The organism is Fulvimarina manganoxydans (assembly GCF_900176465.1).
GTDB lineage: Bacteria > Pseudomonadota > Alphaproteobacteria > Rhizobiales > Rhizobiaceae > Fulvimarina > Fulvimarina manganoxydans.
In genome coordinates, this window is the sequence record NZ_FWXR01000033.1 from 1 (window position 1) to 21,214 (window position 21,214).

General features: G+C 64.6%; 20 protein-coding genes. 7 read left to right on the top strand and 13 right to left on the bottom strand.

Annotation, left to right across the window (positions count from 1 at the left end):
• Window positions 1–222: 222 nt before the first annotated feature.
• From B9A15_RS21320 to B9A15_RS21330, 3 genes are all read right to left on the bottom strand, one after another.
• Window positions 223–810 (bottom strand): protein-S-isoprenylcysteine O-methyltransferase, encoded by a 588-nt coding sequence (locus tag B9A15_RS21320; protein WP_084412859.1) that lies wholly within the window; start codon window positions 808–810, stop codon window positions 223–225.
• On the bottom strand, window positions 807–2,060 hold the full coding sequence (locus tag B9A15_RS21325) for a hypothetical protein (RefSeq protein WP_084412861.1): 1,254 nt from the start codon (window positions 2,058–2,060) through the stop codon (window positions 807–809). The genes B9A15_RS21320 and B9A15_RS21325 overlap by 4 nt, the downstream gene beginning before the upstream one ends.
• A 367-nt stretch (window positions 2,061–2,427) precedes the next feature.
• Window positions 2,428–3,447: an LLM class flavin-dependent oxidoreductase gene (locus tag B9A15_RS21330; protein WP_210190564.1), complete on the bottom strand. Its 1,020-nt coding sequence runs from the start codon at window positions 3,445–3,447 to the stop codon at window positions 2,428–2,430.
• Between the two features lie 305 nt (window positions 3,448–3,752).
• Here B9A15_RS21330 and B9A15_RS21335 point away from each other — a divergent pair, with 305 nt between their 5' ends.
• The 3 genes from B9A15_RS21335 to B9A15_RS21345 all read left to right on the top strand — a co-directional run bounded on the left by B9A15_RS21335 (window position 3,753) and on the right by B9A15_RS21345 (window position 7,266).
• Entirely contained in the window at window positions 3,753–4,118 is a 366-nt protein-coding gene (locus B9A15_RS21335; protein ID WP_170923397.1) for a glucose dehydrogenase, read from the top strand.
• A gap of 59 nt (window positions 4,119–4,177) precedes the next feature.
• Window positions 4,178–6,529, top strand: a complete 2,352-nt coding sequence (locus tag B9A15_RS21340; protein ID WP_084412904.1) for a pyrroloquinoline quinone-dependent dehydrogenase — start codon at window positions 4,178–4,180, stop codon at window positions 6,527–6,529.
• Between the two features lie 119 nt (window positions 6,530–6,648).
• On the top strand, window positions 6,649–7,266 hold the full coding sequence (locus B9A15_RS21345) for a ribonuclease D (RefSeq protein ID WP_084412863.1): 618 nt from the start codon (window positions 6,649–6,651) through the stop codon (window positions 7,264–7,266).
• Between the two features lie 377 nt (window positions 7,267–7,643).
• Here the strand turns inward: B9A15_RS21345 and B9A15_RS21350 are convergent, their stop codons facing one another.
• The 7 genes from B9A15_RS21350 to B9A15_RS21380 all read right to left on the bottom strand — a co-directional run bounded on the left by B9A15_RS21350 (window position 7,644) and on the right by B9A15_RS21380 (window position 14,926).
• On the bottom strand, window positions 7,644–9,248 hold the full coding sequence (locus B9A15_RS21350; RefSeq protein WP_084412865.1) for a GMC family oxidoreductase: 1,605 nt from the start codon (window positions 9,246–9,248) through the stop codon (window positions 7,644–7,646).
• A 65-nt stretch (window positions 9,249–9,313) separates the two neighbouring features.
• On the bottom strand, window positions 9,314–10,213 hold the full coding sequence (gene mmsB / locus B9A15_RS21355) for a 3-hydroxyisobutyrate dehydrogenase (RefSeq protein WP_084412867.1): 900 nt from the start codon (window positions 10,211–10,213) through the stop codon (window positions 9,314–9,316).
• A 107-nt stretch (window positions 10,214–10,320) separates the two neighbouring features.
• The gene (locus B9A15_RS21360) at window positions 10,321–11,301 is read right to left on the bottom strand and encodes a branched-chain amino acid ABC transporter permease (RefSeq protein ID WP_139798543.1); all 981 of its coding nucleotides are present in this window, start codon (window positions 11,299–11,301) and stop codon (window positions 10,321–10,323) included.
• A gap of 25 nt (window positions 11,302–11,326) precedes the next feature.
• Window positions 11,327–12,214 carry a branched-chain amino acid ABC transporter permease gene (locus tag B9A15_RS21365; RefSeq protein WP_084412871.1) on the bottom strand — a complete coding sequence of 296 codons (888 nt, stop codon included), beginning with the start codon at window positions 12,212–12,214 and terminating at the stop codon, window positions 11,327–11,329.
• Between the two features lie 5 nt (window positions 12,215–12,219).
• Complete coding sequence (locus tag B9A15_RS21370; RefSeq protein WP_084412873.1) at window positions 12,220–12,921, bottom strand: ABC transporter ATP-binding protein; 702 nt, start codon at window positions 12,919–12,921, stop codon at window positions 12,220–12,222.
• Window positions 12,921–13,697 (bottom strand): ABC transporter ATP-binding protein, encoded by a 777-nt coding sequence (locus tag B9A15_RS21375; RefSeq protein ID WP_084412875.1) that lies wholly within the window; start codon window positions 13,695–13,697, stop codon window positions 12,921–12,923. The genes B9A15_RS21370 and B9A15_RS21375 overlap by 1 nt, the downstream gene beginning before the upstream one ends.
• Before the next feature lie 20 nt (window positions 13,698–13,717).
• Window positions 13,718–14,926, bottom strand: coding sequence for an ABC transporter substrate-binding protein (locus B9A15_RS21380; RefSeq protein WP_084412877.1), 1,209 nt, complete (start codon window positions 14,924–14,926; stop codon window positions 13,718–13,720).
• 167 nt (window positions 14,927–15,093) lie between these two features.
• On the opposite strand from B9A15_RS21380, the gene B9A15_RS21385 reads away from it, so the two are divergent.
• Window positions 15,094–15,996, top strand: coding sequence for a LysR family transcriptional regulator (locus tag B9A15_RS21385; protein ID WP_084412879.1), 903 nt, complete (start codon window positions 15,094–15,096; stop codon window positions 15,994–15,996).
• Window positions 15,997–16,032: 36 nt separating this feature from the next.
• Here B9A15_RS21385 and B9A15_RS21390 read toward each other — a convergent pair whose 3' ends face one another.
• On the bottom strand, window positions 16,033–16,677 hold the full coding sequence (locus B9A15_RS21390) for an NrsF family protein (protein WP_084412880.1): 645 nt from the start codon (window positions 16,675–16,677) through the stop codon (window positions 16,033–16,035).
• Window positions 16,678–16,680: 3 nt separating this feature from the next.
• Window positions 16,681–17,232, bottom strand: coding sequence for a sigma-70 family RNA polymerase sigma factor (locus B9A15_RS21395; RefSeq protein ID WP_084412882.1), 552 nt, complete (start codon window positions 17,230–17,232; stop codon window positions 16,681–16,683).
• A gap of 310 nt (window positions 17,233–17,542) precedes the next feature.
• On the opposite strand from B9A15_RS21395, the gene B9A15_RS21400 reads away from it, so the two are divergent.
• Genes B9A15_RS21400 through B9A15_RS22715 form a run of 3 tightly spaced genes read left to right on the top strand, consistent with a single transcriptional unit; the run spans window position 17,543 to window position 20,142 of the window.
• Window positions 17,543–18,964, top strand: coding sequence for a cytochrome ubiquinol oxidase subunit I (locus B9A15_RS21400; RefSeq protein ID WP_084412906.1), 1,422 nt, complete (start codon window positions 17,543–17,545; stop codon window positions 18,962–18,964).
• A gap of 15 nt (window positions 18,965–18,979) precedes the next feature.
• Window positions 18,980–19,978 carry a cytochrome d ubiquinol oxidase subunit II gene (gene cydB, locus B9A15_RS21405; RefSeq protein ID WP_084412884.1) on the top strand — a complete coding sequence of 333 codons (999 nt, stop codon included), beginning with the start codon at window positions 18,980–18,982 and terminating at the stop codon, window positions 19,976–19,978.
• Window positions 19,978–20,142 (top strand): DUF2474 domain-containing protein, encoded by a 165-nt coding sequence (locus tag B9A15_RS22715; protein ID WP_139798542.1) that lies wholly within the window; start codon window positions 19,978–19,980, stop codon window positions 20,140–20,142. The genes cydB and B9A15_RS22715 overlap by 1 nt, the downstream gene beginning before the upstream one ends.
• Window positions 20,143–20,161: 19 nt before the next feature.
• Here B9A15_RS22715 and B9A15_RS21410 read toward each other — a convergent pair whose 3' ends face one another.
• Window positions 20,162–21,214 (bottom strand): zinc-dependent alcohol dehydrogenase family protein, encoded by a 1,053-nt coding sequence (locus tag B9A15_RS21410; protein ID WP_084412886.1) that lies wholly within the window; start codon window positions 21,212–21,214, stop codon window positions 20,162–20,164.

The following is a 21,214-nucleotide window of genomic DNA, read 5'->3' on the forward strand; positions in this document are numbered from 1 at the left end:
CGCCCGCCCGGGCGCTCTTCTCGTCTGTCATGGCTCCTCCTCAACGGAGCCACTCAAACCCAAAGTTCTGTCTCAGGAAACTCTATACCGGAGGAAAGGCTTGCCGTTTCTTGATCCGACCTGATTTATCGAGGCGGTCCAAGCTTTCGGCCTGTTTAACGGGTCACCAAGGCCATTGGGAGCGCTCGGCGATGCCGATGGATCGCCCGTATTCCGACCGGTTCAATACACGCCCGGAATGATCCGGGCCGTCCGCTCCTTGTAGGCGCGATAGTCCTCGCCGAAGGTCTCTTCCATCATCGCCTCTTCTGGGCCGATGCGCAGGAAGAACAGGGTGCCGAAGCCGACGAGGCCGGACAGGCCGGCGATCCAGTTCGGCAGGAGGAGGGCCTGGGCGAGGGCCATCGTCCAGAAGGCCGTATACATCGGATGGCGCACACGCTTGTAGATGCCGCTCGTGACCAGCTTGTGTTTGTCGCGAATGTCGAGGGAGACCGACCACATCTTGCCGAGCGCCTTGTGGGTGAGGCGGAAGAGGACAAGGGCGAGAAGGGCGGCGAGGAGCCCAAGCCCAGCCTGCAGCGCGATCGGCTCATAGGTCGCAAAGCGTGGAAAGCCGGTGGCGACGAAGAGGCCAGGCAGGACACCCAGCCCGGTGAAGGAGATCGCCATGCGCAGGGTCTCCGCCAAGCCTCTGCGCGTTGCGCTGACCCGCGCCCGTTTGGCTCGGCGCTCGAAGGGAAAGCGGATGACATACCATCCGACGACCATCAGCACCCAGGCTATCTGTCCGAGAAGGACGAGGCTCATGACAGGGCTCCCGTGGCCGGATCGGCGAGCTTGTCCGCAAGCGGCCGCTTGCTCGTCGCCTCGGGCGCCACGAGCGGCGGCCGGTCGACGCTTCGCGTTTGGCGGAATTGGGTCAGGGAGGCGGGGCCAAGCAACAGCATATGCAGCGAATAGGCGCAGCGGTTCTCGACCGCCAGCACGAATTGGCGATGCAGGCGGAAGAAATCGCGCTTGATGCGCCTGTAGGTCGCGCGCGAGACCATGTGGCGGAAGCGGACCTTGACGATCAGCGGGACCGGATCGGCGGCGATGCCGAGCGAGGTCGCTGGGTTCGACTTGTAGAAATTGATCGGGTCGGACAGGCCCTGGCAGTCGGTCCAGGGAAGGCCGTGATCGACGAGAAGGCGCCGCACCGCCTCTCGCTGGGCCGCCGCCGCCGGATGCAGCGCCGTCTTCATGAGGCTCGATCCGACGGTCAGGACATGCAGGGGCACGCGGGGGGCAAAGCCCGCCTCGAAGGCTTTGGCGAGGGCCGGTACGGCATAGCAGGCACCCAGACTATGGGCCGCGACGACGATCTCGTCGGCCGTGCCCGCGATCTCGGCGGCTTGCGCCCGCTCTTGGATCGTCTCGGCGAAACGGGTTACCCGCTCTTCGATGGCGGGATTGCGCGAGCGGCACATATCGGCGGCGAGTGCCCAGTCGTCGAGGGCGACGCGCAGATGCCAGCGACGATCGATCTGCCATAGAAGACCGGCCGCAGCCGCGAGCCCGATCAAGCCGGCAACAAGGCCCGTCGTCGGGCCCGAAAAGCCCTGATCGAGGCTGATAAACAGGCCAAGACCGACAAGGAGCGCCAAAAGGACTGCGACAAAGGGATAGAGAAAGAAGAAGATATAGCGCCAGGACGTCTTCAGATATTGAATGACCGTCCCCGTCGCGATGAAGTCGAAGAGGCCGGCAAAACCCCGCGCGACCCGGACGGGCAGAGGCCGATGTTCATAGGAGCGTATGAGGTCGCTCCAGTCGCAAAAGACGATGTCGGTGCGCGTTTCGCCCCCGGCCCCTTGCGGCTTGAGCCGGGCGGTGAGAGTGGCGAAGGAAAGATCCTTCGCCTCGTTTGTCGGTTCCTCGAAGCTCACATCCACCCCGAAGGCCTTGGCGGAGCGCTCGCTCGCCCGGCGAAAGCGCGCCACATGCGCTTCGACCCCCATCGGCTCGAAACCGGGAAACAGGAAGACCAGCCTGCGCTGGATCATTTCACTCGCCATGCCCCTTTTGGCCTCTCAGGCCATCATGCGTCGCTGGGGCTGCCGTCGTGACTCAAGTCGCATCGGCAAAGCCCGTCGTCTGTCCTTCGCTCAACACCCCGGCTGATCGGAAAGGATCGATCCGTCCCTCGATCGCCCGGCGCATTTTCGTTCCTGAACGAGAAACGGGACAAGAGCTAGCGCCTCGAGGCACGGGGCGAAAGGAAAAAAGACGCGCGGAGACTTTGCCGGCCTGACAGTGGCCGACCAGCCGGGGAGCCCGGGCAGGCTGTGAGAGGCAAGGTGACGAGCCTCCCGACAAGCCGCAAAGAGAGACGACGGCGCGGGGGTCCCTTCTTCGAAATCGGCGCGCCGCTTTCCCGCGAGCCTATTCGGCGGCTTCCGCAGCCGGGCCGGCGATCTCGGCCAGCGCCTCCGCCGCGATCGCGTAGGACCGCTTGCGAGCGTCGTGGTCGTGGATCATGCCCGCCAGAATGATCTCGTCCGGCTTGAACATGTCGATCAGCTCGGCAAGCTGCTGACGCACGACACGCTTCGAGCCGGTCGCCGAGACGCTCAAGGCCTGATCGACCATGGCGAGGGCTGCCGGATCGGCGATCTCGTGAAAACGCTCAATGGGGCGCGGCAGCTTGCCGGGGCGCCCGGTCCGCAGATTGACGAAGGCCTGTTCGGCCGAGGAGCGCAGGAACCAGGCCTCCTCGTCGGTCTCGGCGGCAAAGACATTGGCCGCCAGCATGAAATGCGGCTTCGGCCAGCGCTCGGAGGGCCGATAGGTCTCGCGATAGACATGCAGCGCCTGGGTCAGGGCGCCCGGCGCGAAATGCGAGGCGAAGGCGTAAGGCAGGCCGAGATGGGCGGCGAGCTGGGCGCCATAGAGGCTGGAGCCGAGGATCCAGACCGGAACCTTGGTTCCGACGCCGGGCACCGCATGGATCGCGCGGGGATCGTCGGAGGCGTCGTCGAAATAGCCGATGAGCTCGAGCACGTCGCGCGGAAAGCTGTCATTGGCCTCCATGCCCCGGCGAAGGGCGCGGGCGGTCGCCATGTCGCTGCCCGGCGCGCGCCCGAGGCCGAGATCGACCCGGTCCGGATAGAGCGTCGCAAGCGTGCCGAACTGTTCGGCGATGACGAGGGGCGAATGGTTCGGCAGCATGACACCACCGGCGCCAATGCGGATTTTTTGGGTTTTGGAGGCGACGAAACCGAGGGCGACGGCGGTCGCCGCGCTCGCGATTCCCGGCATGTTGTGATGCTCGGCCATCCAGAAGCGGTGATAGCCGAGGCCTTCGGCATGGACTGCGAGATCAGCCGAATGGGCGAGCGCCGTCGCGGCGTCGGAGCCTTCGGGAATGGGCGACAGGTCGAGGACGGAGGCGGGGATCGTCAATTGGGGTCTCCTCGATGGAAGGGTTCGCCGGAGATGGCGGCGAATGGGCCAGCGTCTCGTCTGGGAGAGAAGCGGCGCCGGCTCGATCTTGGGGCTTGTCGACGCGGCCTGACATCCGGCGATCGTTGCTCGACGTTAAGATGGCGAGTGAAGCGGCCAATAAAAAGCCCCTTGCCCTTTCGATGGTTGCCCGATGCGATCCTTTCCGCCTTCGTCGTTTCGATAGCTGAACCTCAACGCCTTGGATTGCATCGAGACGGCGCTACGTCTTAACTCTGACGAAGACGGGGAGGATGCGCGTGGCGATGAGCGAGACGAGATCGGTGGGGACCCCGCGCGATGGCGCATTCTTCTGGACCATGCTCGTCGCGCTTCTGGCGCTGGCCTTCGGCCTGCCGATCCTCGGCGGCGGTGTCTATCTCATATGGCTCGGTGGCAGCTGGTATTACGCCATTGCCGGCTTCGGGCTGGTGGCGACGGCGATTGCACTCTTCGCCCAGTCCATGTCTGCCTTCTGGCTCTACCTTCTCACCTATATCGGCACGGTGATCTGGGCCTTTTGGGAGGTCGGCTTCGATTGGTGGGCGCAGGTGCCGCGCCTCGTCGCCCCGACCGTTCTCTTCATCTTCATTCTGACGACCCTGCCGGCGCTGGCGCGCTCGGGCCGCTGATTATGGAGCGCCCGATGATGGCTGCCTCCGCCGCTTGTTCGATGTCAAAGGTCCCTGCCATGACGGCCTCTCGCCTTCCGACGACGCGCCTGCTTCTGTCCGCGAGCCTTGCCTTGGTGTTGGCGATACCGCCAGCCGCAGCGCAGGACGGCTCGGGATCGGGTGCGGGCACGCCAGCGGGCGTCGCCCAGCCGGGAGCGGCGTCTCCGGATTCCGCGCCCACCAATTCGGAGTCTCAGGCCGGGACGCAGGCCCCGGAACAGCCCGAAGGCGAGATGGATTCACCGGCCCAGACGGCAACGGAGGGCGAGGCGAGTAGCGCGGAGTCGGCGACGGACGAGCCAGCCGGATCGTCCCCGGCCGCATCCGCGAGCACGGTTGACCAAAGCGCCGGTGAGGGCACTGACGCGGCGCAAGACTCCAGCCCGGCGGTTCAGGCCGTCAGCGAGCCGCAGCCCCAGCGCGATGTCGGCGCCGACTGGCCCCATTGGGGCGGCGGTCCCGATGCGCAGCGCTATTCGCCCCTCGACGGCATCACCCGCGACAATGTGGGCGAACTGACCAAGGCCTGGGAGTATCGCACCGGCGACATGCCGACCGAGGAGACGGAAGGCAAATATTCGCCGGAAGGCACGGCCCTGAAGGTTGGCCACAGCCTCTATCTCTGCTCGGCGATGAACATCCTCGTCGCGCTCGATGCCGAGACCGGCGTCGAACTCTGGCGATACGATCCGAAGGTCTCCCCCGACGCCATTCCCTATGGCGCGACCTGCCGGGGCGTGACCTATTTCGAGAACCCTGAAGCCGAAGAGGGCGAGGCTTGCGCGGCGCGCATCATCGAGGGAACGCTCGATGCGCGCCTCATCGCGGTCGATGCCAAGACCGGCGAGCCCTGCGAGGATTTCGGCGAGAATGGCGCGGTCGATCTCTGGAACGGGATCGGCGAGCGCGTGCCGGGCTGGTATTCGGTGACGGCGCCGCCGGCGCTGGTGCGCGGCATTCTGGTCACCGGGGCGCAGGTCAAGGACGGCCAGGCCGAGGACGCGCCCTCCGGCGTCATTCGCGGCTATGATGCCGTCACCGGCCAACTCGCCTGGGCCTGGGACCTCGGCAATCCGGATCTCACCGGCGCACCGCCGGAAGGCGAGACCTATACGCGCGGCACGCCCAATATGTGGACGACCGCGACGGGGGACGAGGAACTCGGTCTCGTCTACCTGCCCATGGGCAATTCCTCGGTCGATTATTGGGGCGGCGGCCGCTCGGAAGCCGAGAACGACTATTCGACCTCGCTCGTTGCCATCGATGTGACGACCGGCGAGCCGGCCTGGCATTTCCAGACCGTGCGCTACGACGTCTGGGACTATGATCTCGGCAGCCAGGTGACCCTGATCGACTTTCCCGACCCGAAGGGCGAGGGCACGGTTCCGGCGCTGATCCTGCCCTCCAAACAGGGCGACATCTATATTTTGAATCGCGAAACCGGCGAGCCCCTGTTCCCGGTCGAGGAGATCCGGGCGCCGATCGGCGGTGTCGAGCCGCAAAATCTCGCCCGCACCCAGCCGACCTCCACCTATCACACTCTGCGCAAGGACCGGCTGACGGCCAAAGACATGTGGGGTGTCACACCCCTCGATCAGCTTTTCTGTCGCATCCAGTTTCAGCGCGCCAATTATGACGGCATCTTCACCCCGCCCTCGGCCGACAAGCCCTGGATCCAGTATCCGGGATATAATGGTGGCTCGGATTGGGGCTCGATCGCGGTCGATCCCGAGCGCGGCCTGATCATCGCCAATTATAACGACGTGCCCAATTTCAATCAGCTGATTCCCCGTGAAAAGGCCGACGAAATGGGTTTGAAGCCGATCAACGAGAAGGCACCGGAAAGCGAGTCGGGTGAGAACGCGGCCGAAGGTGCGGGCGATCCCCAGGCCGGCGCGCCTTATGCCATCGACGTCAATGCCGGCTGGCGCGTGCCCTTCACCGGCATCCCTTGTAAACAGCCGCCCCTTGGCGGGATCCGCGCCATCGATCTGGCCACCGGTGAGACCGTCTGGGACCAGCCGATCGGCACGGCGCGCCGCAACGGTCCCTTCGGCATTCCGTCCTTCCTGCCCAAGCGCATCGGCACGCCGAACAATGGCGGCTCGGTCGTGACCAAGGGCGGTATCGTCTTCATCGCGGCCGCGACGGACAACCTCATCCGCGCCCTCGACATTGAGACCGGCGAAGAGCTGTGGTCGGACGTCCTGCCGGCCGGCGGTCAGGCCAATCCGACGGTCTATGAGGAGAATGGTCGCGAATATCTGCTCATCCAGGCCGGCGGCCACCATTTCATGGAGACGCCGATCGGCGATTGGTACATCGCCTATGCGCTGCCGGAGGTCGAGGGCGAGGCCGGCAATCCGTGATGATCTGCGCGGCTCGGCATTGATCCGTGCCCGAGAGCGCTTGCGGCGAAGGCAGGGGCTTTCGTTCGCTCCAAAGCGCGGGTTATGGGAGAAGCACTTAAGAGTCTTGAAGGCATCCCATGACGATACGTGTGCATAAGGGCGATCTGCCGGATCTGTCCCGCTATACTGGGCCGGTTGCGATCGACACCGAGACCCTCGGCCTCAACACCAAGCGAGACCGGCTCTGCGTCGTTCAGCTCTCGCCCGGCGACGGATCGGCCGATGTCGTCCAGATCGCCAAGGGGCAGACGAGCGCGCCGAACATCTCGGCTCTTCTGGCAGATGCCTCAAAGACCAAGATCTTCCACTATGCCCGCTTCGACGTGGCGGCGCTCTATCATGCCTTCGGCACGATGACCGACGGCATCTTCTGCACCAAGATCGCCTCGCGCCTGACCCGGACCTATACGGATCGGCACGGGCTGAAGGATCTTGCCCGCGAGCTGGTCGGCGTCGACATTTCCAAGCAGCAGCAATCCTCCGACTGGGCAGCCGAGACCCTGTCCCAGGCCCAGCTCGACTATGCCGCCTCGGACGTCCTCTATCTCCACGACATCATGGGCGCGCTCTATAAGCGGCTGGAGCGCGAGGACCGGCTCGATCTCGCCCGGTCCTGCTTCCAGTTCCTGCCCACCCGCGTGCGTCTCGATCTCGCCGGCTGGCCGGAAGAGGACATCTTTTCGCACGGTGTCTGATCAGGGCGGCGCCCCGGCCTGCGACTCTACAAGATTCGCACATCCTGCAACGAACCTCAGTCGTGAGGGATTGCGATCGACCGTGGTGCTCGTGATGACTTTGGCGGCTTGTCGCGGCAGCAGGCGGCAAGCACCGAACGACTTCTCCCCCGTGGGGAGAAGATGCCCGAAGGGCGGATGAGGGTTAAGCTCAAGCGATATCAAGGGTTTCGCCGATCGGCGCTTTCCTCATCAAAGCAGCGGCAACCCCCTCATCGCCTGCCGGCACGTCTCCCCACGGGGGAGAAGCCGGAGCGTCCATGTCCGGCTCATAACGTCCAGCGAGACGACGTGTGAATGCCGTATGCACCCGGCTCGAGGTGTCGCTCCGGTATCCCTCAGCCCTTCGCATCCTCAATGATCATCCGCGATGCCTTTTCCGCGATCATGATCGTCGGGGAGTTGGTGTTGCCGGAGGTGATCGTCGGCATGACCGAGGCGTCGACCACGCGAAGGCCTCTGAGTCCACGCACGCGCAAGCGCGCGTCGAGGACCGCCATCTGATCGTCGTCGGTGCCCATCTTGGCCGTGCCGACCGGATGGAAGATCGTGGTCCCGAGTTCGCCCGCCGCTTTGACGAGGTCGCCACGCTCCGTGACATGGGCGCCGGGCTTGTACTCCTCCGGCTTGTAAGGCTCCAGCGGCTTCTGAAAGACGATGCGGCGCGCCCATTCAAGGCTTTCCGCCGCCACCTGCCGGTCTTCTTCAGTCGAGAGATAGTTCGGCCGGATCGAGGGCTGATCCTCGGGGCTCGGCGATGACAGATGGATCGACCCCCGGCTGGTCGGGCGCAGATTGCAGACGCTGGCGGTGAAGGCGCCGAAGGGGTGCAGGCCCTTGCCCCAATCGTCGAGGGAGAGCGGCTGGAAGTGAAATTCCAGATTGGCGGTCGCAACGCGCTCGTTGGAGCGCACGAAGGCGCCCACCTGGCTCGGCGCCATGGTAAGCGGCCCGCGCCGCCTGAGCGCATAGTCGACGCCCATCATCGCCCGCCGGAAGAGATTGCGATATTCCGAATTCAGCGTCTTGATGCCGTGAACCTTGAAGATCGGCCGGATCTGCAGATGGTCCTGAAGGTTTTCGCCGACGCCCGGCAGATGGGTCACGGTCTCGATGCCGAGGCTTCGCAACCGCTCGCCGTCGCCAATGCCGGAGCGCTCGAGGATCGCCGGCGATCCGACCGCGCCGGCCGACAGGATGATCTCACGGGCCGCCAGCGCCTCGTGGCGCTTTCTGTCCCTGGTATAGTCGAGCGAGACGGCGCGTCCGCCCTTCACCCGGACCTTGTCGACGGTGACGCCGGTCAGCACCGTCAGGTTCGGCCGGGTGAGCGCCGGACGCAGAAAGCCGCGCGCTGCGCTCCAGCGCCGTCCGGCCTTCTGATTGACCTGGAAATAGGAGGTGCCTTCATTGTCGCCGGTGTTGAAGTCGGGGATCTTCTTCACGCCCGCGCTCTCGGCCGCATCGCGGATGCGGTCGAGCACGTCCCAGGCGATGCGCGGATGCTCCACCCGCCATTCCCCGCCGGCGCCGTGATAGGCGCTCGCCCCATCGGCATGATCCTCGACGGATTTGAAGATCGGCAGAACGTCGTCCCAGCCCCAGCCTGAAAGACCGAGCTGGCGCCAATGGTCGTAGTCGGCGGCCTGGCCGCGCATATAGACCATGGCGTTGATCGCCGAAGAGCCGCCCAGCACCTTGCCGCGCGGATAGGCGAGTGCCCGCCCGCCAAGGCCTGCCTCCGCCTCGGTCTTGAACATCCAGTCGGCGCGCGGATTGCCGATGGCAAAGAGATAGCCGACCGGGATGTGGAACCAGATCCAGTTGTCCTTCGACCCGCCTTCGAGAAGGAGGACGCGGGTGTTCGGGTCGGCCGAGAGACGATTGGCGAGGACGCAGCCGGCCGAACCCGCTCCGGCGATGATGTAGTCGTAGGTTTCCATGGCGCTCTCCGGTCCCTTTGGCCCTTCAGCGGGCTTTGCCGGCTTGGGATTTTACTGCGCGGCGCTCACGACCCGTCGCGGCCGATCGCGCCGGCTCTCAAGGCCTCGATGATGGCGGAGAAATCGCGGGCCCCGTTTCCGTCTTCGGCAAAGCGGGCGTAGAGATCGCGGGCATGGGCGCCGAGCGGCGTCGTGGCCTGCGCAAGCTGCGCCGCATCCTGGGCAAGGCTAAGATCCTTCAGCATCAGGGCGGTGGCAAAGCCGGGCTTGTAGTCGTTGTTCGCTGGGGAGGCCGGGACGGGGCCCGGCACCGGGCAATAGCTGGTGATCGACCAGCATTGGCCGGAGGAGGTCGAGGCGACGTCGAACAGCGCTTGGTGGGAGAGGCCCAGCTTTTCCCCGAGCGCAAAGGCTTCGCCGACGGCGATCATGGAGATGCCGAGGATCATATTGTTGCAGATCTTGGCCGCCTGGCCGGCGCCGGCCTCGCCGCAATGGACCGCCTTCTTGCCCATGACCGACAGGAGCGGCTCGGCGCGGGAAAAGGCTTCGGCGCTGCCGCCGGCCATGAAGGTCAGCGTGCCGGCCGATGCACCGCCGACCCCGCCGGAGACCGGCGCATCAAGGGACGGGCACTGTCGCGCCTCCGCCATGCCATGGGCCTTGCGGGCGCTGTCGACATCGATGGTCGAGCAGTCGACGAGGAGCGTGCTAGGGGGAACGGCGGAGAGGATATCCTCCCAGGCGCCGATCACATGCTCGCCCTTGGGCAGCATGGTGATGACGGCCTCGGCGCCCTGAAGGGCATCGGAAAGGCTCGCCGCGATGGGAATGCCGGCCTCGCCAGCGGCCGAGCGGGCAGTCTCGGACAGGTCGAAACCGGTCACCTCATGACCGGCCTTGACGAGATTGGCGGCCATGGGCGCGCCCATATTTCCGAGGCCGACGAATGCGATCGACGTCATTCGGCGTCTCCTTCCTGTCTGGTCTGTGGGTCTTGCCGGCAACGTCTGCCGTGCCGGCCCCTTTTTGGGGCAGGCGGGGGGCGATTACCGCCCGCCCGAAAGCCGCCTCAACGCCGGTGGACGAAGCCGAGCTTGCGGCCGAGGCGCGAAGCGTAGAACTCGCCGATGATGCCGCGCCGGAAGACCAGGACGCAGACCATGAAGACAACGCCGGTGATGATCGTCACTGGGAAGGACGAGGTCGCCAGATAGTTCTGCAAGGTCACGACCAGTCCCGCGCCGAAGATCGGGCCGACCAGCGTGCCGATGCCGCCGAGCAGCGTCATCAGGATGACTTCGCCCGACATCTGCCAGGAGACGTCGGTCAGCGTCGCGAACTGGAAGACCAGTGCCTTGACCCCGCCGGCAAGCCCGGTGAGCGCCGCCGACATGACGAAGGCGCCGAGCTTGTAACGGTCGACCGCATAGCCGAGCGAGACGGCGCGCGGCTCGTTCTCGCGGATCGACTTCAGGATCATGCCGAAGGGCGAATTTACGAAGCGCCAGATGATCGCCATGCCGATCAGGAAGACGGCGAGGACGAAGAAATACATGGCGATCGGATTGTTGAGATCGACAACGCCGAAGAGATGGCCGCGCGGCACCGACTGAATGCCGTCCTCGCCCTTGGTGAACTCGGCCTGGAGGCAGAAGAAGAAGAACATCTGGGCGAGCGCCAGGGTGATCATGGCGAAATAGATGCCCTGGCGGCGAATGGCGACGAAGCCCATGACGAGCCCGAGGAAGGCGGCCGCAAGGACGCCGAGCAGGACGCCGATCTCGGGCGTCACGCCCCACTCCTTCACCGTATGGGCGGTGATATAGGCCGCGCCGCCGAAGAAAGCCGCATGGCCGAAGGACAGAAGCCCCGTATAGCCGAGCAGCAGGTTGAAGGCGCAGGCAAAGAGCGCGAAGCACAAAAGCTTCATCAGGAAGATCGGATAGACGAAGAAGGGCGCCGCCAGAAGTAAGGCGAGGCCGATCAGGAGAAAGATCGCCTGGGCGTTGACGAGGCCGCCGCCGGCCCCTGCGCTGTTCGTCGAAGTCATGTCGTTGCGGGTCATGTCGCTCATCTTACGCATCCCGACCGAAGAGGCCCGCGGGCCGGGTGAGAAGGACGATCGCCATGATGACGAAGATGACGATGTTGGAGGCTTCCGGATAGAAGACCTTGGTCAGCCCTTCCGCGATGCCGAGGAGATAGCCGGTGAGGATCGCGCCGAGGATCGAGCCCATGCCGCCGACAACGACGACCGCGAAGACGACGATGATGATGTTCGACCCCATCAGGGGCGAGACCTGATAGATCGGCGCGGCGAGGACGCCGGCAAAGGCGGCGAGCGCGGCGCCGAGCGCATAGGTCAGCGTCAGGAGCAACGGAACATTGACGCCGAAGGCCTGGACGAGGGTCGGGTTCTCGGTCGCAGCTCTCAAATAGGAGCCGAGCTTGGTCTTCTCGATGAGAAGCCAGGTGGCGAGACAAACCACCAGCGATGCGACGACCACCCAGGCGCGATAGGTGGGCAGGAACATGAAGCCGAGATTGGTGCCGCCGCTCAGGAGGTCCGGCCCAGCATAGGGCTGGCCCGAGGCGCCATATTCCCAGCGGAACACGCCCTCGATGACAAGCGCCAGGCCGAAGGTGAAGAGCAGGCCGTAGAGATGGTCGAGATCGTAGAGCCGCGACAGCATGGTGCGCTCGATGACGGCGCCGAAGGCGGCGACGATGAGCGGTGCGATGATGAGAGCCGGCCAATAGGGAATGCCGAGCTCAGCTAGAAGAAGATAGGCGACGAAGGCGCCCAGCATGTAGAGCGCGCCATGGGCGAAGTTGATGACGCGCAACAGGCCGAATATGACGGCGAGCCCCAGCGACAGAAGCGCATAGAAGGAGCCGTTGATGAGGCCGATGAGAAGCTGGCCGAGAAAGGCCTGAATGGGAATTCCGAAGACCATTGTCATGGGCGTCAGACTCCCAGAACGTCGTTGAGCATGGCCATGTTGGCGTCGAGTTCCTTGACCGGGAAGGTGCCGACCATCCGGCCGTGATCCATGAGATAGAAGCGGTCGGCGACACGGCTGGCGAAGCGGAAATTCTGCTCGACCAGGATCACCGTCATGCCGCGGCTCTTCAGCGTGCGAAGGACGTCGCCGATCGCCTGGACGATGACCGGGGCAAGCCCCTCCGTCGGCTCGTCGAGAAGAAGCGTCTTGGCGCCCGTGCGCAGGATGCGCGCCATGGCGAGCATCTGCTGCTCGCCGCCCGACAGCTTGGTGCCACGGCTGTTGCGCCGCTCGTGAAGATTGGGAAAGAGCTCGAAGATCTCGTCGAGGCTCATGCCGCCCTCGGCGACCTTGGGCGGCAGAGTGAGATTCTCCGACACCGAGAGCGTCGCGAAGATGCCGCGCTCTTCCGGCACGAAGCCGAGGCCGTGATGGGCCGTCTTGTGCAAGGGCACCTTGATGAGATCTTCGCCATTATAGCGGATCTCACCTTTGCGCTGGCGCACCAGGCCCATGATCGTGCGCAGGGTGGTCGTCTTGCCGACGCCGTTGCGGCCGAGAATGGTGATCGTCTCGCCTTCGGAGACGTCCAGGTCGACACCGTGCAGAATGTGGCTTTCGCCATACCAGGAGTGAAGGTCGCGGACCTGAAGCAAGGGGCTCATCAGGCGTGCTCCGTTCCCATATAGGCGCTGCGAACCTCGGGGTTCGAACTCACCGTCTCGTAATTGCCCGTAGCGAGGATCTCCCCGCGCTGAAGCACCGTGATGTGGTCGGAGATCTCCGCGACCACCGAGAGATTGTGCTCGACCATCAGGACGGCCCGGTCTTTGGCGACGTTGCGGATGATCTTGGCGATGGCGGCGACGTCTTCCTGGCCCATGCCGGCCATCGGCTCGTCGAGCAGCATGACCTTCGGGTCGAGGGCGAGGGTCGTCGCGATTTCGAGGACCCGCTTTCGGCCATAGGAGAGGTCGACCGCGAAGGCGTCGCGCTCCTTCTCCAGGCCGACGGCGGCGATCAGAGCGTCGGCGCGCTCGTTGAGCCGGTCGAGCGCCGAGAGCGGGCGCCAGAACTGAACGGCGAGATTGTTCGGCCGCTGCAGCGCGATCCGCACATTGTCGAGAACGCTCATATGGGGAAAGACGGCCGAGATCTGGAACGAGCGCACGAGACCCATGCGCGCCACCTTGTCGGGGGCCGTCTTGGTGATGTCCTGGCCAAGGAGGTGGATGGTCCCCCGCGTCGGCTGCAGGAACTTCGTCAAAAGGTTGAAGACCGTGGTCTTGCCCGCGCCGTTCGGCCCGATCAGCGCATGCACTTCGGCATGGCGCACATCGAGATCGACCTTGTTGACGGCGGTAAAGCCACCGAAATCGCGGGTGAGACCCCGGGCGGACAGAACCACCCGGGAATCGGTTTGTGCGTGTTGACCGGCCATGGATGCCCTATCGCGCCGGCTTATTTCGAGACGAGATCGCAGCCGCTCTCGGCCGGATCGATAAAGGCCTCGTTGCCCGGAATAGTCGCGAGGACGTTGTAGTAGTCCCAGTCCTCGGTGCTGTCGCCAGGCGCCTTCACTTCCATCAGATACATGTCGTGGATCATGCGGCCATTGGCGCCGACCGTGCCATTTTCGGCGAAGAGGTCGTTGACCGGCATGGAATGAAGCGCCTCGGAGACGGGCTTGGTGGCGTCGGTGCCAGCCTGCTCCACCGCCTTCAGATATTGCAGAACGGCCGAGTAGGTGCCCGCTTGGACCATGTTCGGCATCCGGCCGGTGCGCTCCATGAACCGCTTGCCGAATTCGCGCGAGGCATCGTTCCGGTTCCAGTAGAAGCCCTCGGTGAGCGTCAGGCCTTGCGCTGCCTCGAGGCCAAGGCCGTGAACCTCGGCGAGGGTGAAGAGAAGCGCCGCGAGGCGCTGGCCAGCTTGGACGATGCCGAATTCGGATGCCTGCTTGATGGCGTTCGCGGTGTCGAGACCGGCATTGGCGAGGCCGATGACCTTGGCGCCGGAGGACTGGGCCTGGAGCAGGAACGACGAGAAGTCGTTGGTGGCGAGCGGATGACGGACCGAGCCGACGATCTCGCCGCCATTGGCCTTCACGAATTCGCTCGTCTGCTCTTCCAGGGAATAGCCGAAGGCATAATCGGCGGTCAGGAAGAACCAGGTGTCGCCGCCCTGTTCGACGAGCGCGCCGCCGGTGCCGACGGCGAGCGCATGGGTGTCATAGACCCAGTGAAAACCGTAAGGGCTGCACTGAGCGCCGGTCAGCTCGGTCGTCGCCGCGCCGGTGACGATGTCGATCTTTTCCTTCTCCTCCGACAAAGCCTGCACGGCGAGGGCAACCGACGAGGTGGTCAGCTCCATGATGGCATCGACATTTTCCGTGTCGTACCACTGGCGGGCGATATTGGAGGCGACGTCCGCCTTATTCTGGTGGTCGGCGTCGACGATCTCGATCGGCTGGCCGAGCACGGTGCCGCCGAAGTCCTCGACGGCCATCTTCGCGGCCGCCACGGAGCCTTCGCCGCCAAAATCGGCATAGACGCCAGACTGATCGTTCAGGATGCCGATCTTCACGACATTGTCGGAGACGTCCTGAGCGAATGCGGCGGTCGAGCCCGCGAGCGCAAAGGCCAGCGACGCGAGAAGCGACTTCTTCATGCTAATATCCTCCCGGAACCGACATGAGCCTGTCATGTCTGTTCATTTTTTAACCAACCGCTCTCCTCAAAGCGGCCCGAATGTCTGCAGGAAATAGCGAAACTGGTTCCTGTGCAAGACGTCTCATCAACCAAATGCAAACAGGTTCCGTTCATTTTTGAACAGACATGACTGGCACTCCGCTCTACACCTGGGACGATCTGCAATATTTCCTGGCCGTCGCCCGGACCGGCCAGCTCTCGACCGCTGCCCGGCATTTGCGGTCCAGCCACGCCACCGTGGCGAGGCGAATCGAGCGGCTTGAATATGCGTTGAAGGTCAAACTGTTCGAGCGCAATCCGCGTGGTTACGTGTTGACGTCGATCGGCCGGCGCCTGGTGGAGACGGCCGAGACGATCGAGCGGGCGGCCAACGAATTGCAGAGCGAGATCGGCGGCGAGGCTGGGACCCAGCGCGGATCGGTGCGCCTGTCGGCCCTCGAAGGCTTCGGCAATTTCTTCCTAATGCCGCGTCTGCCGGATTTTCTGAAAGCCTATCCCAACATCACGCTGGAGCTGGTGACGATCCAGCAGATCATGTCGCTCGCGAGGCGCGAGGCCGACATCACGATCGTTCTGGAGCCGCCGAAGATCGGGCTCTATGTCTCGGAGCTTCTCGGCGACTACGATCTCGCCATCTTCGCCTCCAAGGCCTATCTCGAGGCGGCTGGCCCGATTAAAAGCCGCGAGGACATCCCCGACCATCCCTTCATCGGCTATATCGAGGACATGATCTTCTCGCCGAGCCTCGACTATCTGTCGGAGATCCATCCTCGGCTGCGGGCGAATTTCCAAAGCTCCTCGATCCATGCCCAACTGAGCGCGGTGCGCTCGGGCTTCGGCCTCTCCGTCCTGCCCTTCTTCATGACGCGGCTCTATCCCGATCTCGTCCAGGTCCTGCCCGAAATCCATCTGCGGCGCAGCCTCTGGGTCATGTGCCATCGGGACATCGAGGCTGTGCCGCGCGTGCGGCTCGTCGTCGATTTCCTGAAGGAGACGGTCAGGAGCAATCGCGAGCTTCTGATGCGTTGATCGAAGGCCGGGCCGCGTTTCGCGAAGGCTGAAGGGTCACCAGCGCAGGACGAAGCGTCCCCAAAGCGCCCCCGCCAAGGCAAGGCCGCCGATCGCAAGCCCATACCAGCTGGCGATGAAGAGCGGCGAATCGCTGGTGCAGTGGCTGGCATAAAAGAGCGCCGCGATCGAACCGGCGGCAAGGCCGGCGACGGCCCCGGAGAGGGTCGGACGCGACGGGGCTCCGCGCCTCAGAGCCTCAGACAGAAGAGGAATCAGAGGCAGTCCCATCGCCGTGATCGCCGGAAGGCAGACGACGACGTTGGTGCCCATGGCTCGCGCCCGCCAGAGATCGGCCGGCACCATCAGGAGTTCGGCACCGACGAGAAGCGCCAGGAGCAGAGCCGGAAGGAGCAGCCATTTCAGACTTCGGCTGATGGCGCGAGCTGGTTGGGGCCGGCGCAAACGCTGGAGAAGGAGGATGGAGACCGCTGCGAGAAGGCCCGTGACGAGCAATTTCGCGTCGAACCGCCATGTCCCGATAGCCGAAAGGAGATCCGGCCGGGGTCCGAGCGTCGGCAAAAACAAAGCGAGATCGATGAGCATGGCGAGCGCTGCGAGCGGCCAGACGGAGAGGAGGGCCGGGCGAGGGCGAGCGGCATGATCCGCCACGAGGCTATCGATCAACTGGTCGGTCTTCATCGCTCATTTCCGTCCAAAGGTCTCGGCGATCGACGAAAGGCCCCGGTGGAAGGCCACGCGCACGGCCCCTTTCGTCATGCCGAAGCGCTGGGCTGTCTCCTCGATCGAGTGCCCTTCGACCGAGATCGCGCTCACGACGTCCTTCTGCCGCCCGGACAGCGAGCCGACGGCGCGCGCGACATCATAGGCCACGGCGTTCGGCACCGTGGTCGGGTCGTCCAAGGTCTCGGCCAGATCGCCGATATCGACGCTGCCATGATGTCTTCGCCGACGATGGGCGTCGATCGATTTGTATTTCGCGATCGCATAGAGCCAGGGCATCACCGGCTCGCCCTGGCGCCAGGTGTGGCGCTTCTGATGAACCGCGATCAGCACCTCCTGCAGAAGATCTTCCACATCCGAGGGGCTGCCCGAACGGGTCCAGCGCATCACGAACGGCTTCAAGACCGTCGAAATCTCGGTGAGGAACCGCCGATAGGCCGCCTCGTCTCCGCCCATGGCGCGGGCCAGAAGCTCGCCAAGGCCGTCCTTTCGCAAGGGGGAGCGTGGCATCATGACCCTCCTTTCGTCACGAGCCGCAAATTTGTTTCCATCGGCCACGAGCGCGGCGTCGTTGTCGATATGGAGGCCATCACGAAGCCGTGCGTATTCGGCGCGAAACCCGTGCCGACCTGGGCGCCATCCGATGCGCGGATACCCGCCGCATATCTCGCATGCGAACGAAGTCGGTTGCCCGAATTTGCCGCGGATAAAATGGTCGCATTCGGCTTTCGCAACGCAGCAGACCGACTATGTTCGGACCGAGATGCGAAGGGGCGCTGAGCGGGTCTCTTCGCGCGGATGAATGCTGTTCGAGGGCCCGCCGATGTTCGAGAGTTTCGATCCTGTCCTACTTGCGCGAATTCAGTTCGCCTTCACGGTCTCGTTCCACATCATCTTCCCGGCCTTCTCGATCGGGCTCGCCTCCTATCTGGCGGTCGTCCTGTCGCTCCACACGATCACCGGACGGGACGTCTATATGGACGTCTTCCGCTACTGGGTGAAAATCTTCGCGGTGGTCTTCGGCATGGGCGTCGTGTCGGGCATCGTGATGAGCTATCAATTCGGCACGAACTGGTCGGTCTTTTCCGACAAGACCGGGCCGGTCCTCGGGCCCCTGATGGGCTACGAGGTGCTTTCGGCCTTCTTCCTGGAAGCCGGCTTCCTCGGCATCATGCTGTTCGGGCGCAAGCGCGTCGGGCCGGGCCTGCATCTCTTCGCCACCATCATCGTCGCGCTCGGCACGCTGATGTCGGCCTTCTGGATCCTGTCGGTCAATTCCTGGATGCACACGCCGGCCGGCTACGCGATCAATGCCGACGGTCAGTTCATCCCCGCCGACTGGTGGGCGGTCATCTTCAACCCGTCCTTCCCCTATCGCCTCGTCCATATGGTGCTGGCGGCCTATCTCACGACGGCCTTCGTCGTCGGCGCGGTCGGCGCCTTTCATCTCCTGCGCAATCGCTACAATGCGGCGGCGCGGACCATGTTCTCCATGGCTCTCTGGATGGCGGCGATCGTCACGCCGATCCAGATCTTCGCCGGTGATCTCCACGGCATCAACACGCTGGAACACCAGCCGGCCAAGGTCGCGGCGATGGAGGGCCATTTCGAGACCAATACGGACGGGCCGATGGGCCTGACCCTGTTCGGCATCCCCGACATGGATGCGGGGCAGATGGATTATGCCGTCACCATCCCCTATCTCGGCTCGATCATCCTCACCCATTCCCTAGATGGGGTCGTTCAGGGTCTCGAAGCCTTCCCGCGCGAGGACTGGGCCCCGGTCGGCGTCGTCTTCTACACCTTCCGCGCCATGGTCGGCCTCGGCTTCCTCATGCTCGGCATCGGCCTCTGGTCGCTCTGGTCGCGCTTTCGCGGCACGCTCTACGAGAACAAGTGGCTGCAGCGGGCGACTGTCGCCATGGGCCCGTCCGGCTTTCTCGCCGTGCTCTTCGGCTGGGTGACCACCGAGGTCGGGCGCCAGCCCTTCACGGTCTATGGCCTGTTGCGGACCGCCGAAAGCCATTCGCCCATCGCGGCCGAGGCCGTCGGCACCTCGCTGATCGCCTTCATCGTGGTCTATTTCCTGCTCTTTGGCGCCGGCACCTTCTACATCCTGCGGCAGATGGCCAAGGAGCCCTCACCCTTCGATGAGGACACGCCGCCGCATCATCCGATTCGCACGGCCGGCATCACCCCCGCGCCGTCGCTCGATCGTCACAACCCACCCGCGCCGGCTGAGTAAGAGGAGAGCCACGTGATGGATCTGGCAGTCGTCTGGGCCTTTCTCATCGCCTTCGCCGTGATCGCCTATGTCATTCTCGACGGCTTCGATCTCGGCGTCGGCATCCTCTTTCCGTTTCTCGGGCGCCATGAAAGCCGCGACACGGCGATGAATTCGGTCGCGCCCATCTGGGACGGCAACGAGACCTGGCTTGTCCTGGGGGGCGGCGGGCTCTTCGCCGTCTTCCCGCTTGCCTATGCCATCATCATGCCGGCGATCTATGCGCCGATCATCGTGATGCTGCTCGCCCTGATCTTCCGGGGCGTTGCCTTCGAATACCGTTTCAAGACCGTGCGCGGCCGGTTCCTCTGGGACTGGTCCTTCTTCATCGGCTCGATCTTCGCGGCGTTCTCGCAAGGCATTGCGCTCGGCACCCTCGTCCAGGGCATCGAGGTGGAGGGACGGGCCTATGCCGGCGGCTGGTTCGACTGGCTGACGCCCTTTTCGCTCGCCACCGGCTTTGCCCTCGTTGTCGGCTACGGGCTTCTCGGCGCCACTTGGCTCGTCATGAAGACCGAAGGCGACGTCCATGACACGGCCCGGCGCTACGCTTTTCCGCTGGCCGTTCTGACGCTCCTTGCCATGGGCGGCGTGTCGATCTGGATGCCGTTCCTGGAGTCCGAATTCTACTGGCGCTGGTTTGGCCTACCCCAGGCCTTCTATGTGGCGCCGGTGCCGCTCTTCGTGCTCTTTGCCGCCTACAGCCTGTTCGACTCGCTCCTCAAGGGCAAGCATGTGCGGCCCTTTCTGTCGGCGCTCAGCCTGTTCCTGCTCGGCTTTGTCGGCCTCGGCATCAATTTCTGGCCCAATGTCATTCCGCCCGACGTCACCATCTGGCAGGCGGCGGCTCCCGAGGAGTCGCTCCTCTTCCTTCTGGTCGGCGCGGCGGTGCTGATCCCGATGATCCTCGTCTATACCGCCTATGCCTATTGGGTCTTCCGTGGGAAGGTCGTCGAGGGCGAGGGCTATCACTGATGGCCGAGCGCCGCCCCGACAAGGTCGATACGACCCGCCACGATCGCGGCGAGGCGCCCGGACCGCTTTCGCGGCGCCTCGGCTGGTTCGCGCTCTATTGGCTCGCCGGCCTCGCGGTCATCTTCACGATTGCCTATTTGATCCGTCTCGTGCTGATCGGATGAAGAGGGGCCCGTCCTCGCGTCAGGCGTCGGATCGCTTCGGATCGATGATCGTGATGCCATCGGGCGCTTGCCGGTCCATGCCGATGAGCGCGGGGATAGCGTCTTCGAGGGAAAGCGTCGCACCCAGGAGGCGCTCAGGCCTCAGCGTTCCGGACAGGATCATGGCGAGCATCGCGTCATAGCGCCAGGCCTGCATGCCGTGGCTGCCATAGATCTCCAATTCCTGCCCGATCACCTGGGCCATCGGGATCTTGGCATGGGCGTGGTCGGCCAGCATGAGGCCCACCTGCACATGTCGGCCGCGGCGCCTGAGACAGGAGACCGAGTTGAAGCAGGTCTCCGAATGGCCGAGGGCGTCGAGCGACAAATGCGCCCCGCCATCGGTGATCTCGCGCACCGCTTCGACGACGCTGGAAACCTCGCGGGCATTGACGGTCGCGCTCGCCCCCATGGACCGGGCGAGATCCAGCTTGCCGGGCGAGATGTCGATCGCGACAACCTGAGCACCGAGCGCAGAGGCGATCATGATCGCCGACAGGCCGACGCCGCCCGCACCATGGACCGCCACCCATTCGCCGCCTTTGACCCGGCCCTGATCGACGACGGCGCGGAAGGAGGTCGCGAAACGGCAGCCGAGGCTCGCGGCGGTCGCATAGGCCATGTCGTCCGGCAGGCGAACGAGATTGGCGTCGGCCCGGTCGATCGCGACGAATTCGGCGAAGGACCCCCAATGGGTGAAGCCCGGCTGAAACTGCGCCTCGCAGACCTGCTGATGGCCGGCATGGCATTCCCGGCAAGCCCCGCAGGCGGCGATGAAGGGCACGGTCACCCGCTCGCCCAGCCGGAAGCGTTTGACGTCCCGGCCGACCGCGGACACCACGCCGGCAAATTCATGGCCCGGCACATGGGGCAGGCGAATGTCGGTGTCGTGGCCCATCCAGCCATGCCAGTCGCTCCGGCACAGCCCCGTCGCCATCACCTCGATCACGACGCCGTCTGGCGCAGGCGCCGGGTCTGGAACGCTGCGGATCTCGGGAGCCTCGCCAAAGCGCTTGAAGAGCATCGCCTTCAT

Coding starts and splice junctions, on each gene's coding strand:
- B9A15_RS21320 (WP_084412859.1), bottom strand. CDS start 810: ATGAGCCTCGTCCTTCTCGGACAGATAGCCTGGGTGCTGATGGTCGTC.
- B9A15_RS21325 (WP_084412861.1), bottom strand. CDS start 2,060: ATGGCGAGTGAAATGATCCAGCGCAGGCTGGTCTTCCTGTTTCCCGGT.
- B9A15_RS21335 (WP_170923397.1), top strand. CDS start 3,753: ATGAGCGAGACGAGATCGGTGGGGACCCCGCGCGATGGCGCATTCTTC.
- B9A15_RS21340 (WP_084412904.1), top strand. CDS start 4,178: ATGACGGCCTCTCGCCTTCCGACGACGCGCCTGCTTCTGTCCGCGAGC.
- B9A15_RS21345 (WP_084412863.1), top strand. CDS start 6,649: ATGACGATACGTGTGCATAAGGGCGATCTGCCGGATCTGTCCCGCTAT.
- B9A15_RS21350 (WP_084412865.1), bottom strand. CDS start 9,248: ATGGAAACCTACGACTACATCATCGCCGGAGCGGGTTCGGCCGGCTGC.
- mmsB (WP_084412867.1), bottom strand. CDS start 10,213: ATGACGTCGATCGCATTCGTCGGCCTCGGAAATATGGGCGCGCCCATG.
- B9A15_RS21360 (WP_139798543.1), bottom strand. CDS start 11,301: ATGACTTCGACGAACAGCGCAGGGGCCGGCGGCGGCCTCGTCAACGCC.
- B9A15_RS21365 (WP_084412871.1), bottom strand. CDS start 12,214: ATGACAATGGTCTTCGGAATTCCCATTCAGGCCTTTCTCGGCCAGCTT.
- B9A15_RS21370 (WP_084412873.1), bottom strand. CDS start 12,921: ATGAGCCCCTTGCTTCAGGTCCGCGACCTTCACTCCTGGTATGGCGAA.
- B9A15_RS21375 (WP_084412875.1), bottom strand. CDS start 13,697: ATGGCCGGTCAACACGCACAAACCGATTCCCGGGTGGTTCTGTCCGCC.
- B9A15_RS21380 (WP_084412877.1), bottom strand. CDS start 14,926: ATGAAGAAGTCGCTTCTCGCGTCGCTGGCCTTTGCGCTCGCGGGCTCG.
- B9A15_RS21385 (WP_084412879.1), top strand. CDS start 15,094: ATGACTGGCACTCCGCTCTACACCTGGGACGATCTGCAATATTTCCTG.
- B9A15_RS21390 (WP_084412880.1), bottom strand. CDS start 16,677: ATGAAGACCGACCAGTTGATCGATAGCCTCGTGGCGGATCATGCCGCT.
- B9A15_RS21395 (WP_084412882.1), bottom strand. CDS start 17,232: ATGATGCCACGCTCCCCCTTGCGAAAGGACGGCCTTGGCGAGCTTCTG.
- B9A15_RS21400 (WP_084412906.1), top strand. CDS start 17,543: ATGTTCGAGAGTTTCGATCCTGTCCTACTTGCGCGAATTCAGTTCGCC.
- cydB (WP_084412884.1), top strand. CDS start 18,980: ATGGATCTGGCAGTCGTCTGGGCCTTTCTCATCGCCTTCGCCGTGATC.
- B9A15_RS22715 (WP_139798542.1), top strand. CDS start 19,978: ATGGCCGAGCGCCGCCCCGACAAGGTCGATACGACCCGCCACGATCGC.
- B9A15_RS21410 (WP_084412886.1), bottom strand. CDS start 21,214: ATGAAGGCGATGCTCTTCAAGCGCTTTGGCGAGGCTCCCGAGATCCGC.